The organism is Aequorivita capsosiphonis DSM 23843, from assembly GCF_000429125.1.
Lineage (GTDB): Bacteria > Bacteroidota > Bacteroidia > Flavobacteriales > Flavobacteriaceae > Aequorivita > Aequorivita capsosiphonis.
In genome coordinates, this window is sequence record NZ_KE386849.1 from 265,320 (window position 1) to 279,397 (window position 14,078).

Consider the following 14,078-nt stretch of genomic DNA (forward strand, 5'->3'; position numbering starts at 1 on the left):
AAAAATTATTTATTTTATTTGAAATACTGATATTCGTCATTTTTTCCTTGCAAGTATATTCGGACTTTTGTGTCATAAATAACAAATGCGTCAATGAATATTTCGAAAAACTTTATCTTTATCATTCTTGTGTTAGGCATCACTCAAGGCTACGCACAATTTACAGTAGATGCGCAATTAAGACCTCGATTTGAATTCCGTCACGGTTATAAAACACTTTTTCCTGACCATACTGATCCTGCTGCATTTGTCTCGCAACGAACAAGATTGAATTTTGGTTATAAAACCGAAAAGCTTCAAATTTATTTAAGCCCGCAGGATATTCGGGTTTGGGGAGATGTTCCCCAACTTAATACTGCAGACAACAATGGGATATCGCTTCACCAGGCATGGGCCGAAGTTTTACTGATTCCCGAACTCACCTTAAAAGTAGGTCGTCAGGAAATTGTTTACGACGACCAAAGGTTTTTCGGCAACGTAGATTGGGCCCAGCAGGGAAGAAGCCATGACGCTGCCATTGTAAAATTTGAGCCTAGTTTTATGAAATTACATTTGGGGGCGGCATATAATCAAGGTGGAGAATTCTTAACCGGAAATGTTTTGACAGTTAACACCTATAAAAGCTTACAATATATATGGCTTCATAAAGATTGGAAAACCATTAGCGCAAGTTTTCTTTTATTGAATAATGGCCAACAATACATTGACGAAATAGACCCAGCAAAAAACGACACTCGATACACTCAAACTGCGGGTCTTCATTTAAAAGCAGGTGTAGGTAAATTCAACTTTAGCTCTAATTTTTACTATCAACTTGGAAAAGATGTTGCCGATAATACTCTAAACGCTTATTTGTTTTCATTGGAAGGTTTATATTCGGCAACAGAAAACCTTAACCTTAGTTTTGGGGGTGAATTACAAAGTGGAAATGAATATGGAACTCCAAGTAATGGAAAAAACAAGGCTTTTAACCCGCTTTATGGAACCAACCATAAGTTTAATGGGTTTATGGATTATTTTTATGTTGGCAATCATTTAAACAATGTTGGATTAGTAGATTTATACGGAAATATTAAATATTCATTTAATAAGAAAGCAAATATAACGGCCGTTTTCCATCAATTTTTCTCAGCTGCTAAGTTAGATGAAGACCTTTCAAAAAACCTTGGTTTTGAAATGGATTTAGTAACTTCGCTAAAATTGAGTGAATTTGTTGGTATACAAGCGGGTTATTCACATTTCTTTGCTTCCCAAGGAACAGAGGCTTTAAAGAATAATTTTGATGGTAACACCAATAATTGGGCTTGGGCGATGTTGACAATTGATCCAGTTATTTTCACTTGGCAAAACAACCCGCAGAAATAAATAAACATTAATTAACTCAATATAATAAGTAAACAAACCAATGTTATGTATTTATTAAATTTAAAACCAACCAAGAATTATTAATCAGATCACAACTAATTTTTTAACAACCAAACATTATATCCACATGAATTTAAGAATCAAAAAAAATTTCGTCACAAAAATGCTGTTAGGTTTAAGCACAATAGCATTTCTTTCTGGCTGTGTTAATGATCAATCAGACAAAACTTATGATGACGCGGTAGATATTCCGACAAACCAAGAAATGGTCGCAGAACTTACCTCCCCTCCATTCGTACCAACACCTGTTGGAAAAAGAATGGCAAAAAAGCTGATCGTGGATCTGGAAATCCAGGAACGTGAAGGTGAAATGGTTGGCGGTGTAAAATATGTCTATTGGACTTTTGGAGGAACCGTTCCAGGAAGTTTCATTAGAACACGCGTTGGCGATGAATTAGAATTTCATCTTAAAAACCACCCAGACAACAAGCTTCCACACAACATTGACCTTCACGCCGTAAATGGTCCCGGTGGAGGTGCAGAATCTTCCTTCGTTGCTCCAGGCCACGAAAAAGTATTCTCCTTTAAAGTACTTAATCCAGGCTTATATGTTTACCACTGTGCCACTGCGCCAGTAGGAATGCACATTGCCAATGGAATGTATGGCCTTATTCTAGTTGAACCAGAAGGTGGACTAGAACCAGTAGACAGAGAATACTACGTGATGCAAGGTGAATTCTATACAGAAGGTGGCTATGGAGACCGTGGCATGCAAGCATTTGATATGCAAAAAGCCATTAATGAAAATCCAGATTATGTTGTATTCAACGGTCACGTTGGTGCCTTAACAGGTGACAATGCAATGACAGCAAAAGTGGGCGAAACGGTTCGTCTCTTTGTAGGGAATGGGGGTCCTAGTTTAATTTCGTCTTTCCACGTAATTGGAGAGATTTTCGACAAAGTGCATGTTGAAGGGGGTGACTTGTTAAATCATAACGTTCAAACAACTTTGATTCCTGCCAGTGGTTCAGCTATTGTTGAATTTAAAGTGGACACTCCCGGCTCCTTCATCTTAGTGGATCACTCTATGTTTAGAGCCTTTAATAAAGGTGCACTCGCTATGCTAAATGTAGAAGGCGAAGAAAACAAGAAGGTATTTACTGGTGAAATCCACGATGGTATTTACCTTCCAGAAGGTAGTGTAATCCAGTCTATGCCAAGCCTTGATAGGAAAAAAGCAAAAGAAGAAGTTAAAGCCTTAAGCTTTGAGGAAAAAATGAAGTTTGGTAAAGACAAGTATATGGCTACTTGTGTTGCCTGTCATCAAGGAAATGGACAGGGAATTGCAGGCGCTTTTCCTCCACTTGCAAAATCAGATTATTTAAATGCAGATGTTGATCGTGCAATTGATATTGTATTACACGGAAAAACTGGTGAAATTACAGTGAACGGTGAAAAATACAACAGTGTGATGACTGCACAAGCACTTAGTGATGAAGAAGTATCAAACGTACTTACTTACGTTTATAACAGTTGGGGCAACTCCAAAAAAGAAGTTACTCCACAAATGGTGGAAGCCGTTAGAAACAGATAGAAATATTGTTTAGATTGAAGTTTTATAGCACCGCGTTTTTCTTAATCCTGTCATTATTTTGCAAGGTTACAGCCCAAAATGATAAAATGGTTACAGTAAAAGGCGGTGTTTATTTACCGCTTTATGGCGCCGCAGATCAACTTATAGACGTTGATTCGTTTATGATGGACGTACTACCTGTTACAAATACAGATTATTTAAAATTTGTACAGGAAAATCCAAAATGGAAAAAAAGCAATGTAAAAGCTTTATTTGCCGACAAAAGTTATTTGGCAAAATGGACAGACGACACCAGTTTTACTGGACTTCCAGATGCTCCTGTGAACAATGTGTCTTGGTTTGCCGCAAAAAAATACTGTGAGTGCCAAGGAAAACGCCTTCCCACCATGGATGAATGGGAGTTTGCCGCCATGGCGAATGAAGATGTGCAAGATGCTCGAAAAATAAAGTCGTATAATCAGTATATCTTAAATTGGTATGAAGCCCCCAGAACTTATAATAAGTCTGTTGGATCTACGTTTAAAAATTATTGGGGAATCTATGACCTCCACGGTTTGGTATGGGAGTGGACCCAAGATTTCAACTCCGTACTTATCTCTGGAGAATCCAGAAAAGATCAGGACAAAGACTCCAATCTTTTCTGCGGAAGTGCTGCCATTGGTGCTTCAGATTTAATGAATTATGCTGCATTTATGCGCTATGCTTTCCGCGGAAGTATGAAAGCACGTTATAGCTCACAAAACTTAGGCTTTCGATGTGCAAAAGATATTGAAAAACTAGACGTAGGGCAAAAAGACTTATGACCTTCCGACGAAGGGCAAGCGCAGGACGAATTTTAAATTTTTTTAATCTTATTCCTGCCGGAAAGAAGATATTGCGTCCTGTCGTCTTAAATCATTGTTTTAAAAACTCTAAATTATTATGATACACTTTAAACATATATTACTTGTACTTTCTTTAGTTGCAATATCTTGTAACGATACTTCAAAGAAAGATTCCGAAACTGCGGAAGCGGATATTTTGGAAAATACTGATAGTGAAAAAATATCGGATATGTCCATTTATAACCTTCCCTCTCAATGGACTACACAAGACGGCAATGAAATTGAATTAAAAGAACTGAAAGGAAAAGTATTGGCAATGGTGATGATCTACACTTCTTGTCAAGCTGCTTGTCCACGATTGGTTGCAGATATGCGCAATATTGAAAAACAGATTCCAGAAGATAAAAAAAATGATGTGCAATACGTTTTCGTTAGCATAGACCCAGAAACTGACACGCCTGAACGTTTAACAGCTTTCGCCAAAGAGAATGAAATGGAAGAGGACAAATGGCTATTTCTACGTGGCACGGAAGAAGATACACGCGAATTTGCAGCCGTATTGGCTGTAAACTATAAAGAAATTTCACCAATAGATTTCTCCCACTCAAACATTATAAGTGTTTTTGACCAGGGTGGCGAACTTGCTCACCAACAAGAAGGACTTGGCGTTGACAATAAAGAAACCGTCCAAACTATTATCGATTTAGCAAAATAGTTTGTAGTCGGTAGACTATAGACTGTAGTTGGGAGTACCAAAAATACCGATCTCTAAAATCTATCAACTACCGACTAAAGACTACCCTCTTTTTTCCGGATTGTCATTCTTCTTTTTCTTATTGTGCACCATATTCTTTCGCTTTTTACTGTTTTTAACATACAGAATAAGGCCAATGATTATGGCGAAGCATATAACAATAGATATTATTGTGGTTACAACGCCATCAGTAAAATCAACTAACGGAATAGAATTTAAAATGTTCATAGCATAAAGTTTTTAAACGTTCTCTTTTTCTGATGAAGTCACTTCTTCATCCTTCTTCTTTTTTGTTCCGCCAAATACAAAGGCAAGCACAATGGCTGTAAGAGCAACACACAACACGGCAAAGAAAATAATGATTGCGGTTCCCATTCCCCAATTTGCAAGTGGCAAGATTGAATTTGTCATGATATAACTATTTTAATTGTTATTAATTAATTCATTTTCTGAAATCGTCGGGGCGCAATTTTGATTTGCATCCACGGTTTCAGTCATTGGTTTTGGTGAAATATATGGAATGCCCAACCCCAAACCTCTAACTATAAAAAGGCACGCTATAATAACTACAAGAACAGGAATCGCACGCCGAATTCGCTGGCGCACCTGTCCGTTTAAAAAGTTTCCAAGATAAATTGCCGATGTCATCAATGGAATGGTTCCCATCCCAAATACGGCCATATACAAACTACCTTGAAATGCATTTCCCGAAGCAATGGCTCCGAAAACTGCCATATAAACCAACCCACAAGGAAGAAACCCATTTAAGAAACCGATGGTTAAAAAAGTATCAGGAGTTTTCTTTTTAAGTTCTTTTCCCAGAGCCGACTTTACTTTTGAAATAATCTTAAAAACCGGTCTTGAAAAATTGTATTTGTTGAAAGTTTTCTGCGGAATAAAAATCACTAACAACATCAAAACACCGATAATAATAGAAAGTTGTTGTTGAAAACCAAACAGATTCAAACTTTTACCAACCAGTCCGAAAGCGAGCCCAATAATACTATACGCCAAAACCCTCCCGAAGTGATACAGAAAGATCTGCCCAAGTTTTTTAAAACTGTTATTTCTATCAACCGGCAACATAAATGCAATAGGCCCGCACATCCCCACGCAGTGGAAACTACCCAATAATCCAAATAAAAGTGCGGTGTATAGCATATTCAATGTTTAAGATTCAAAGTTCAGTGGTCAGTGGTCAGTGGTCAGTGGTCAGTGGTCAGTGGTCAAGTTAAAAAATAAACTATTAAACTCATTAACGTTTAAAATGTTCAATTCTCAATAGTCAATGTTCAATACTCAGGCTTAATTTTGAAACTTCTGAAGTCATAAACTTTTACACTGTTCAAAAGTCTTTCTTCTTTTCTCTTTATTCTTTTCTCAATTTTCGATTTCAATTTCGATTTCGATTTCGATTTCGTTTAATAAACAATCTCCTCCTTATACAAATAATCCTCTCCTTCATAACTCCATTGAACTATGGTATTCCAACGGCCAGCCAACAAACGTTGATCTGGAATAAGCACATTAGGGCTTGAAAGATTCAATGGAAGTTTAAAATCCAATTTTTTGTTGGAGGGTCTGTAAAGGAACACGGTACCCTTTATTTTTGAATAATCAATATTCTCAGGAAAAGTAAGCATCCACCCCGCTCCTATTTTTTCACCTGAAATATTATTTTCTAAAGTGTTCGAGTTTGCCTCATCATCCATTTCCTTTTGAAACACCATTTCTTTCTGATAGTATTCCTCAGTCACCAAGTCATAATCATACTTATCTTCCGTACTTATTCTTATAACAAAGTACATAATGAACGCTATAAAAAGCCCCAACCAAATCGCCAATCCTGTACCCCAGTTAAATTTCATTTTGTTCTAAATTATTATTTATTGATTATTTTTCCCTTGTTCTCCATAGCTTTACGGCCTTCTTAGCCACTTCGGCGTAGTACGCCAGCGAAGGAGGAAACACCGGTCATCCAGCACTCGGCATCTATTTATAACTTCGAGGTCCCAAAAATGTCGCACTCGTTGTTTCAATCAAATTTTTGCCGCTATAGACTTCAATAACAGCACGGTTTTTATCCCCGCTTAAGGCAGAATTGTTAATTTCAATAAAGAGTGTTCCTTCAGCTAAATCCTGAGCTGGTACTATAATCTCGCCCTGTTTTACGGTTTTAATTGTTCCTTTTGGAGATTTCAGCACAAAGTGAATGTCTTCTATATCCTTGGTAGTTTTATTGAGCAGTTTATAGGTGAACACATTACTAATTATATTATTCTCTTTGTGCTCATACAACTGACCTGGAAGTCTTAAAACATTAGCTTCTACATCACTTCTTAAAAACAGGAGACCACTCAAAACTCCAATCAATATTATCAACACTGCGGTATAGCCTTTCAATCTAGGTGTAAAACTAAAAGGAGTCTTTTTCTCAATATTCTCTTCGCTGGCATAACGAATCAATCCCTTAGGAAGATTTACAGCTTCCATTATATCATCACAAGCATCCATACAAGCAGTACAGTTAATGCACTCCAACTGCGTTCCATTCCGTATATCTATCCCTGTAGGACAAACGTTAACACACTGAAAACAGTCTATACAATCTCCTTTTCCAGAAGCTTCCCGGTCTTCATTCTTTTTGAATTTAGCCCTTCCAACTTCCTTTTCTCCTCGCTTGTGATCATAGGCAACAATAATAGATTTATTGTCTAGCAACACTCCTTGCAACCTTCCGTAAGGACAAGCGATTATACAGACTTGTTCGCGGAACCAAGCAAAAATAAAGTAGAATACACCGGTAAATATTAAAAGTGAAATAAGTGTACTTATATGATCTAATGGTCCTTCAAAAACATACTGTAATAAACGATCACTTCCTATAAAATAGGCTAGGAATATATTGGCGGTTAGAAATGAAATAATAAAAAAAATGAACCATTTTAATGCTCTTTTCTTAATCTTGGCTGCATTCCAAGGTGCTTTATCTAAACGAATCTGAGCTCCTCTATCTCCATCAATCCAATATTCAACTCTTCGGAATACCATTTCCATAAAAATTGTTTGCGGACAGATCCATCCACAAAAAATCCTTCCGAAGGCCGCTGTAAAAAAGATTATAAATACCACTCCGATGATCATCATAATCACGAAGAGATAAAAATCTTGCGGCCAAAATGGGAATCCGAGAATATTGAAACGACGCTCAAGAACATTGAATAGCAAAAACTGATTGCCATTAATTTTCACAAAAGGTGCTAGAAAGAAAAACGCAAGTAAAACATAACTCACATATATTCTATACTGGTAAAATTTTCCAGATGGCTTCTTAGGATAAACCCAAGCTCTTTTCCCCTCTTCGGTCAAGGTACCAATACTATCTCTAAAGGATTCGTTTTCGGGAGTTTCCAATTTTTTCTTTATTATAGTTTAAGGTTGAAATTCACGTTCAATAATTGAATCTCTAAGCTTTGCTTGGTTTAAAAACATTATAATTCCGCAGTGGCATCATCCTCTGCCCATAAATCCCCCTCTGCTTCTTTTCCATCAGGTGGATTTGTGCCGTGTAAACTAATAACATAACTAGCCACTTGCGCCATCTCACTTGGTTTAAGATCAGATTTCCAAGCAATCATTCCCTTTCCGGCACGACCACCTTCACTAATAGTGTGGAAAACATTTTTAATCCCCCCACCTAAAATCCAATAATCATCGGTTAGGTTCGGACCAATCCCCCCACCACCATTGTCTTTATGACAGGCAACACAGTTATCCATATATATGGTTTTACCAGCAGCAAGGTCTGAAGCGTCCGTCATTAGTTCAACAGACTCTGCATCAATTAGATCTTTGTTGTTTTTCTTAAATTCGGCAATTTCTTCCTTTGCTATTGCAACTTCAGTTTCATATTCATCAATCTGGTTAGGACCGTCAAACACCTCATAATAAACAAAATAAGCTACTCCAAAAACAATGGTAATATAAAAAAGGTATTTCCACCAAGGTGGAAGGTTGTTATCCAACTCGCGAATTCCATCATAGTTATGATCCATTACAATTTCTTGCTCGCTTTCTATTGGCCTGGAATCCAACATTTCGTGATATTTCCTTTTAAACCAGCCAAAACGATTTTCTTCACGTAACTCCTCGGCAGCAACAAAACGTTCTTGAGCTTCTGGATTAAGACTGGCAAACAAGATACGCTGTAAAGCAGCGGCAATTACTTCAAATACAATTGCTAGAAACAGTATCATCACTAATACTGCCCACATAATGGGATATTTGATTATTGCTAGATCTTTTCCGGAATCAACAATGAATTCCATTAGAAAAAATGCGAGGATCATAAAGCCAGTGACTCTTAAATATGATGCTATTTTCATAGTAGTTTTTCGTTTTGGTTGTTAGTATCGTCCTCTAATGGAATGTTGCTCACTTCAGCAATATGCTCTTTCTTCGCTGTAATTACCCAATAAAAAAGTAACACAAAAAAGACAAAGAATATCATTAGTGAAATGAGTGGATATATTTGAACATTATCAATGTTTTCTAAATTTCCTTTTATAAACTTCAGCATAATTAATCGTTTTGGACCGAAGCATCTTCGGTGTTTTGTACTTTAATATCAGTTCCCAATCGCTGCAAATAAGCTATAACTGCTACAATTTCACGGTTTTTCATTTCAATAAAATCTTCTCCGTTGTCTTGTGCATATTTTTTATCTGCTTCATAGGTTGTCACAAAATCGGGATCGCTATAAAGATTCTGCTCTATTTTTGTTCCTTGCTCATCCATCCATTGTTGTGCTCTTTCTATTTCCTCATCGGTATAAGGCACGCCAATTGTTGTAAGCGCACGCATTTTATCTTCGGTATTAGACTTGTTCAATTCTGAACTCACCAACCATTTATAGGAAGGCATGATAGAGCCTGAAGAAGTACTCTGCGGGTCATACATATGGTTTAAATGCCAGTTATCGGAATACTTCCCACCAATACGATGTAAGTCTGGACCGGTACGTTTACTTCCCCATAAAAATGGATGGTCGTAAACATATTCCCCAGATTTAGAATATTCGCCATAGCGCTCCACCTCACTTCTAAATGGACGTATCATTTGTGTATGGCAGTTTACGCAACCCTCACGAATATAAATATCGCGACCCTCCAACTCTAAAGGCGTATATGGTTTAACAGATGAAATTGTAGGTACATAATCATCAACCATCAGCGATGGAATAATTTGCACCATTCCCCCAATTAAAATTGCGATGGTTGCATAAATTGTCAATTTAACAGGACGACGCTCCAACCAAGTGTGCCAGCCTTCACCAACAGTCTGTCTTTTGGTTACTGGAGTAAGCGGTGCTGCTTCTGCTAATTCATCGGTAACCTTGCTTCCATTTCTTGCAGTCATTATCATATTGTAAAGCAAAATAAAGGCTCCTGTAATATAAAGACTACCACCAATGGCACGCATCCAGTACATAGGCATAATTTGAGTCACCGTTTCAAGGAAGTTTCCATAAGTAAGTGTTCCATCAGGGTTAAACTGATTCCACATGGAAGCCTGCATAAAACCTGCAACATACATTGGTAAGGCATACATAATAATACCTAAAGTACCTATCCAGAAATGTGCGTTCGCTAATTTTATGGAGTAGAGTTTGGTCTTAAACAATCTCGGCACCAACCAATAAATCATACCAAAGGCCAAGAAACCGTTCCAGGCAAGGGCGCCAACGTGAACGTGGGCAATAATCCAGTCACTAAAGTGTGCAATGGCGTTTACGTTTTTAAGCGAAAGCATGGGGCCTTCAAAAGTTGCCATCCCGTATCCCGTTATGGCTACTACGAAAAATTTCAAAACTGGATCTACACGAACTTTATCCCAAGCACCGCGTAAGGTTAAAAGACCGTTAATCATACCTCCCCAAGATGGGGCCAAAAGCATTACAGAAAAGGCAACCCCTAGGTTTTGCGCCCACTCCGGAAGTGCTGTATATAACAAATGATGCGGCCCAGCCCAAATATAAATAAAGATCAAAGACCAAAAGTGAACGATAGAAAGTCGGTAGGAATATACCGGTCTATTTGCCGCTTTTGGAACAAAATAATACATCAAACCAAGAAAAGGCGTGGTTAAGAAAAACGCAACCGCATTATGCCCGTACCACCATTGCACCAGCGCATCCTGCACTCCAGCGTACATAGAATAACTCTTTAAGGCAGTTACAGGAATTGCCATACTGTTCACGATATGCAAAACGGCAACAGTTACCCACGTTCCCAAATAAAACCAAAGGGCAACATATAAGTGACGCTGGCGTCTTTTGACCATGGTCATTATCAAGTTGATACCAAAAGCCACCCAAATTACCGCTATGGCAATATCAATAGGCCATTCCAGTTCCGCATATTCTTTTGATGTGGTATAACCTAAAGGCAAGGTAATGGCAGCAGCAACAATAATTGCTTGCCAACCCCAGAAGTTTAGGTTACTAAGCGCATCACTCCACATTCGCGCTTTCAGCAAACGCTGACTGGAATAATAAACTCCGGCAAATATGGCGTTCCCAACAAATGCGAAAATCACGGCATTGGTGTGTAAAGGCCGTAAACGACCAAAACTAAGCCAAGAAATTCCGTCCGTCATATTCGGGAACATAAACATATAGGCCAGCAGTAAACCTACACTCATACCTATAAGTCCCCAAAAAATGGTCGCATAGATAAATTTTTTGACAATCTGATTGTCGTAGTAAAACTGTTCTGTTTGCATAATGGTAATAAAATTATTTATCTGGATTGGTTAATTGTTTCTTGCTACCTGAAGCCATGGTTTCTGCAGTTTCAGTTTTTGACGTGGCGCCTTCCTTCACAAGTTCATCATCAAAAAGCATCCGCACCGAGGGGGTGTAGGTATCATCATACTGCCCTTTTTTCATAGAAAAAATGAACAATACAAAAAAGACAAGAGCCACAAAGAGACTAATTGCCAAAAGCATGTAAATGATGTTCATACCTAAAAATTTTAAAAGTCAAAAATATTGTTGAAAATGCCCTTAATATATGACATTTGTCAATTTTGCTTATTTATATTCATTCTTAATTTCTTCCCAACATATTGTGTTGCGAGGGTTGTGAAAACTACAATGCTTATAGAGCTTAAAGGCATTAGAATGGCCGCCACTACAGGTCGTAAATGTCCCGTAATTGCAAAGCTTAAGCCTATTAAATTATAAAACAAAGAGAATAAAAATGCCCATTTAATTATCTTTACGCCAATCTTTGAAAAGTTTAAATAATCAGCAATTTTGTTGAATTGCGTGGCATCCAAAATCCCATCACAAGCAGGAGAAAAAACATTCGTGTTTTCTGAAATAACAAAACCCACATCACTCTGCTTTAAGGCTCCAGCGTCATTTAACCCATCGCCTATCATCAAGACGCGTTTGCCCTCTTGTTGTAGTGATTTTATAAAGTTGAGCTTGTCGTTCGGTTTTTGGTTGAAATGCAACTTCACTCCTTTTGGAAGCATAGCCTCCAAACGTTCGCGTTCGCCTTCATTGTCGCCGGAAAGAACTATTACTTCTTTATCTTCCCCTAACTGTTTAAAAACATCGGCAACGCCACTTCTGTATTCGCTGTTGAAAATATAACACCCTTTATAAACCTTGTTTGCACTGATGTGAACCGTGGTTTTATTTTTAACTTCCCTGATAGTGTCATCATAAGAACCAACAAATTCATAAGAACCAACCTTTATGGAATTGTCGTTAAAACTTGCGGAAATTCCCTTTCCTACTTCTTCTTCAAAATCATCTAAAGTCTGTATATCATTTTTTTCAAGAATGCTGTAAAGAGAACGACTCAAAGGATGGCTGGAAGCCCGAAGGGTGTTGGTTAGCAATTTTTTTTCCTCCGAAGAAAGCGCAACGCCTTCATACGTAATCAAGTTTTTCTTATTGGTGGTGAGGGTTCCCGTTTTGTCGAAAACGACGGTATCCAACTTCGCCATTTGTTCAATAATTGGAGCTTCTTTTAAATACAGTTTTTCTCTTCCGAAGATACGTAGCACGTTCCCCAATGTGAAAGGAGCAGCTAATGCAATGGCGCACGGACAAGCGACAATTAGCACCGCCGTAAATACATTAAACGCTTTTGAAGGATCAACAATTAACCAGAAAATAGTCGAAATACAGGCAATGGAAAGCAGCGTTACGGTAAAGCGCTTACTAATACTGTCCGTCAAGGATTCAAAAATACCCGTTTTGTCTTTACTAAAAACATCATTACTCCACAGCTGGGTTAAATAGCTTTGGGAAACTGGTTTTAAAACTTCTACTTCTACAATTCCAGCCTGTTGTCTTCCACCGGCAAAGAGCTTATCGCCGCTTTGTTTTGAAATGGGTTCCGCCTCGCCGGTTACAAAACTATAGTCAATTAGTGCATTGCCTTTGATCAAGATTGCATCTACAGGTAGTATTTCGTTATTCCGAATTAATAATCGGTCGCCTTTTTCAACTGTATAAACTTCGGCCTGTTCCTCAACAATTTTTCCTTCTTCATTTTTAAAAAGTCGCGTAACGGCAATTGGAAAATAGGACTTATAATCGCGTTCAAAAGAGAGATAGCTATATGTTTTCTGCTGAAAATATTTCCCGAGAAGCAAAAAGAAAACCAAGCCCGTAAGACTGTCAAAAAAACCAGTACCCCAATCCATAACAATATCAATAGTACTGCGTATAAAAAGAACCGCTACTCCCAATGCAATGGGAACGTCGATATTTAATATTTTAGAGCGAAGTCCCTTATATGCAGAAGTGAAATAGCCACTTGCCGAATAAAAAACCACCGGTAGCGAAAAAGCAAACATCAACCAGCGGAAGAATGGTTTAAACTGATCCAACCAAAATTCCGAATCTTCAAAATACTCTGGAAGCGAAAGGAACATGATATTCCCGAATGCAAAACCTGCAATGGTTAATTTATAGATTAAACTTCGGTTGACGTCCTTTTCCTTTTTATTAGAGTCATCCAGCGAAATATAGGGTTCGTAGCCAATTCTACTCAGTAAAATAACTAGGTTTTTTAAGGTATTCTCCTGTTTGTCGGTACCCAACGTTTCCGTTGTAAAAGTGATTCGAACGGTTTTTTCGGGGAAGTTTACCTGAGATGTTTTTACCGAAGGATTAAGTTTATTGAGGTTTTCTAGAATCCAAATACAACTGCTACAGTGAATTGAAGGAATAACAAAGGAAACAATCTGCATTTTTCCATCGTTAAACTCCAGTAGTTTTTCAACTATAGCTTCGTTATCTAAAAAGTCGTATTTCCCAGCAATTTCCAGAGGAGAAGTACCTGGGGTTTTTTCAAGATCGTAATAATAACTTAGGTCGTTGTAGTGAAGAATATCGTAAACCGTTTTGCAGCCATGGCAACAAAAAGATTTATCATCGTGCGTAATCTCAACATCCAAGCACGCATCTCCACAATGGAAACAGTTTACCATTAATCTAATATTTGCTCATTATTAC

Annotated in this window: 14 protein-coding genes; 4 read left to right on the forward strand and 10 right to left on the reverse strand. The window is 37.8% G+C overall.

Translation table 11 applies throughout. From position 1 onward, the window contains the following. Positions 1-93 precede the first annotated feature (93 nt). The 4 genes from G440_RS0116720 to G440_RS0116735 all read left to right on the forward strand — a co-directional run bounded on the left by G440_RS0116720 (position 94) and on the right by G440_RS0116735 (position 4,498). On the forward strand, positions 94-1,365 hold the full coding sequence (locus G440_RS0116720; protein WP_026452344.1) for an alginate export family protein: 1,272 nt from the start codon (positions 94-96) through the stop codon (positions 1,363-1,365). Positions 1,366-1,492: 127 nt separating this feature from the next. After that, positions 1,493-2,959 (forward strand): copper-containing nitrite reductase, encoded by a 1,467-nt coding sequence (gene nirK / locus G440_RS0116725; protein ID WP_026452345.1) that lies wholly within the window; start codon positions 1,493-1,495, stop codon positions 2,957-2,959. A gap of 86 nt (positions 2,960-3,045) precedes the next feature. Continuing rightward, complete coding sequence (locus tag G440_RS0116730) at positions 3,046-3,762, forward strand: formylglycine-generating enzyme family protein (protein ID WP_169718973.1); 717 nt, start codon at positions 3,046-3,048, stop codon at positions 3,760-3,762. A 118-nt stretch (positions 3,763-3,880) separates the two neighbouring features. Continuing rightward, positions 3,881-4,498 carry an SCO family protein gene (locus G440_RS0116735; protein WP_026452347.1) on the forward strand — a complete coding sequence of 206 codons (618 nt, stop codon included), beginning with the start codon at positions 3,881-3,883 and terminating at the stop codon, positions 4,496-4,498. A gap of 81 nt (positions 4,499-4,579) precedes the next feature. On the opposite strand, the gene G440_RS0116740 is transcribed toward G440_RS0116735, so the two are convergent. The 10 genes from G440_RS0116740 to G440_RS0116785 all read right to left on the reverse strand — a co-directional run bounded on the left by G440_RS0116740 (position 4,580) and on the right by G440_RS0116785 (position 14,053). Beyond that, positions 4,580-4,765, reverse strand: coding sequence for a hypothetical protein (locus tag G440_RS0116740; RefSeq protein WP_026452348.1), 186 nt, complete (start codon positions 4,763-4,765; stop codon positions 4,580-4,582). 12 nt (positions 4,766-4,777) lie between these two features. After that, on the reverse strand, positions 4,778-4,948 hold the full coding sequence (locus G440_RS21275) for a hypothetical protein (protein WP_157418048.1): 171 nt from the start codon (positions 4,946-4,948) through the stop codon (positions 4,778-4,780). Between the two features lie 12 nt (positions 4,949-4,960). Further along, entirely contained in the window at positions 4,961-5,698 is a 738-nt protein-coding gene (locus G440_RS0116750) for a sulfite exporter TauE/SafE family protein (RefSeq protein ID WP_026452349.1), read from the reverse strand. Positions 5,699-5,958: 260 nt separating this feature from the next. Beyond that, positions 5,959-6,405, reverse strand: a complete 447-nt coding sequence (locus G440_RS0116755; RefSeq protein ID WP_026452350.1) for a FixH family protein — start codon at positions 6,403-6,405, stop codon at positions 5,959-5,961. 124 nt (positions 6,406-6,529) lie between these two features. Then, positions 6,530-7,951 (reverse strand): cytochrome c oxidase accessory protein CcoG, encoded by a 1,422-nt coding sequence (ccoG, locus tag G440_RS0116760; RefSeq protein WP_026452351.1) that lies wholly within the window; start codon positions 7,949-7,951, stop codon positions 6,530-6,532. 77 nt (positions 7,952-8,028) lie between these two features. Then, a complete protein-coding gene (locus tag G440_RS0116765; RefSeq protein ID WP_026452352.1) occupies positions 8,029-8,922 on the reverse strand; it encodes a cbb3-type cytochrome c oxidase N-terminal domain-containing protein in 894 nt (297 codons plus the stop codon). Beyond that, positions 8,919-9,116 (reverse strand): CcoQ/FixQ family Cbb3-type cytochrome c oxidase assembly chaperone, encoded by a 198-nt coding sequence (locus tag G440_RS0116770; RefSeq protein ID WP_026452353.1) that lies wholly within the window; start codon positions 9,114-9,116, stop codon positions 8,919-8,921. Before G440_RS0116770 ends, G440_RS0116765 begins: the two co-directional genes overlap by 4 nt. 2 nt (positions 9,117-9,118) lie before the next feature. After that, positions 9,119-11,320, reverse strand: coding sequence for a cytochrome-c oxidase, cbb3-type subunit I (gene ccoN / locus G440_RS0116775; protein ID WP_026452354.1), 2,202 nt, complete (start codon positions 11,318-11,320; stop codon positions 9,119-9,121). 13 nt (positions 11,321-11,333) lie between these two features. Next, the gene (gene ccoS / locus G440_RS20275; protein WP_034259811.1) at positions 11,334-11,561 is read right to left on the reverse strand and encodes a cbb3-type cytochrome oxidase assembly protein CcoS; all 228 of its coding nucleotides are present in this window, start codon (positions 11,559-11,561) and stop codon (positions 11,334-11,336) included. 59 nt (positions 11,562-11,620) lie between these two features. Next, positions 11,621-14,053 carry a heavy metal translocating P-type ATPase gene (locus G440_RS0116785; protein ID WP_026452355.1) on the reverse strand — a complete coding sequence of 811 codons (2,433 nt, stop codon included), beginning with the start codon at positions 14,051-14,053 and terminating at the stop codon, positions 11,621-11,623. Between the last annotated feature and the right edge of the window lie 25 nt (positions 14,054-14,078).

Excerpts from the sequence above, each read along its gene's own strand:
- G440_RS0116730 (WP_169718973.1), top strand. The coding sequence starts at position 3,046 with ATGGTTACAGTAAAAGGCGGTGTTTATTTACCGCTTTATGGCGCCGCA.
- G440_RS0116750 (WP_026452349.1), bottom strand. The coding sequence starts at position 5,698 with ATGCTATACACCGCACTTTTATTTGGATTATTGGGTAGTTTCCACTGC.
- G440_RS21275 (WP_157418048.1), bottom strand. The coding sequence starts at position 4,948 with ATGACAAATTCAATCTTGCCACTTGCAAATTGGGGAATGGGAACCGCA.
- ccoS (WP_034259811.1), bottom strand. The coding sequence starts at position 11,561 with ATGAACATCATTTACATGCTTTTGGCAATTAGTCTCTTTGTGGCTCTT.
- G440_RS0116720 (WP_026452344.1), top strand. The coding sequence starts at position 94 with ATGAATATTTCGAAAAACTTTATCTTTATCATTCTTGTGTTAGGCATC.
- ccoN (WP_026452354.1), bottom strand. The coding sequence starts at position 11,320 with ATGCAAACAGAACAGTTTTACTACGACAATCAGATTGTCAAAAAATTT.
- G440_RS0116755 (WP_026452350.1), bottom strand. The coding sequence starts at position 6,405 with ATGAAATTTAACTGGGGTACAGGATTGGCGATTTGGTTGGGGCTTTTT.
- G440_RS0116770 (WP_026452353.1), bottom strand. The coding sequence starts at position 9,116 with ATGCTGAAGTTTATAAAAGGAAATTTAGAAAACATTGATAATGTTCAA.
- G440_RS0116735 (WP_026452347.1), top strand. The coding sequence starts at position 3,881 with ATGATACACTTTAAACATATATTACTTGTACTTTCTTTAGTTGCAATA.
- G440_RS0116765 (WP_026452352.1), bottom strand. The coding sequence starts at position 8,922 with ATGAAAATAGCATCATATTTAAGAGTCACTGGCTTTATGATCCTCGCA.
- G440_RS0116740 (WP_026452348.1), bottom strand. The coding sequence starts at position 4,765 with ATGAACATTTTAAATTCTATTCCGTTAGTTGATTTTACTGATGGCGTT.
- G440_RS0116785 (WP_026452355.1), bottom strand. The coding sequence starts at position 14,053 with ATGGTAAACTGTTTCCATTGTGGAGATGCGTGCTTGGATGTTGAGATT.
- nirK (WP_026452345.1), top strand. The coding sequence starts at position 1,493 with ATGAATTTAAGAATCAAAAAAAATTTCGTCACAAAAATGCTGTTAGGT.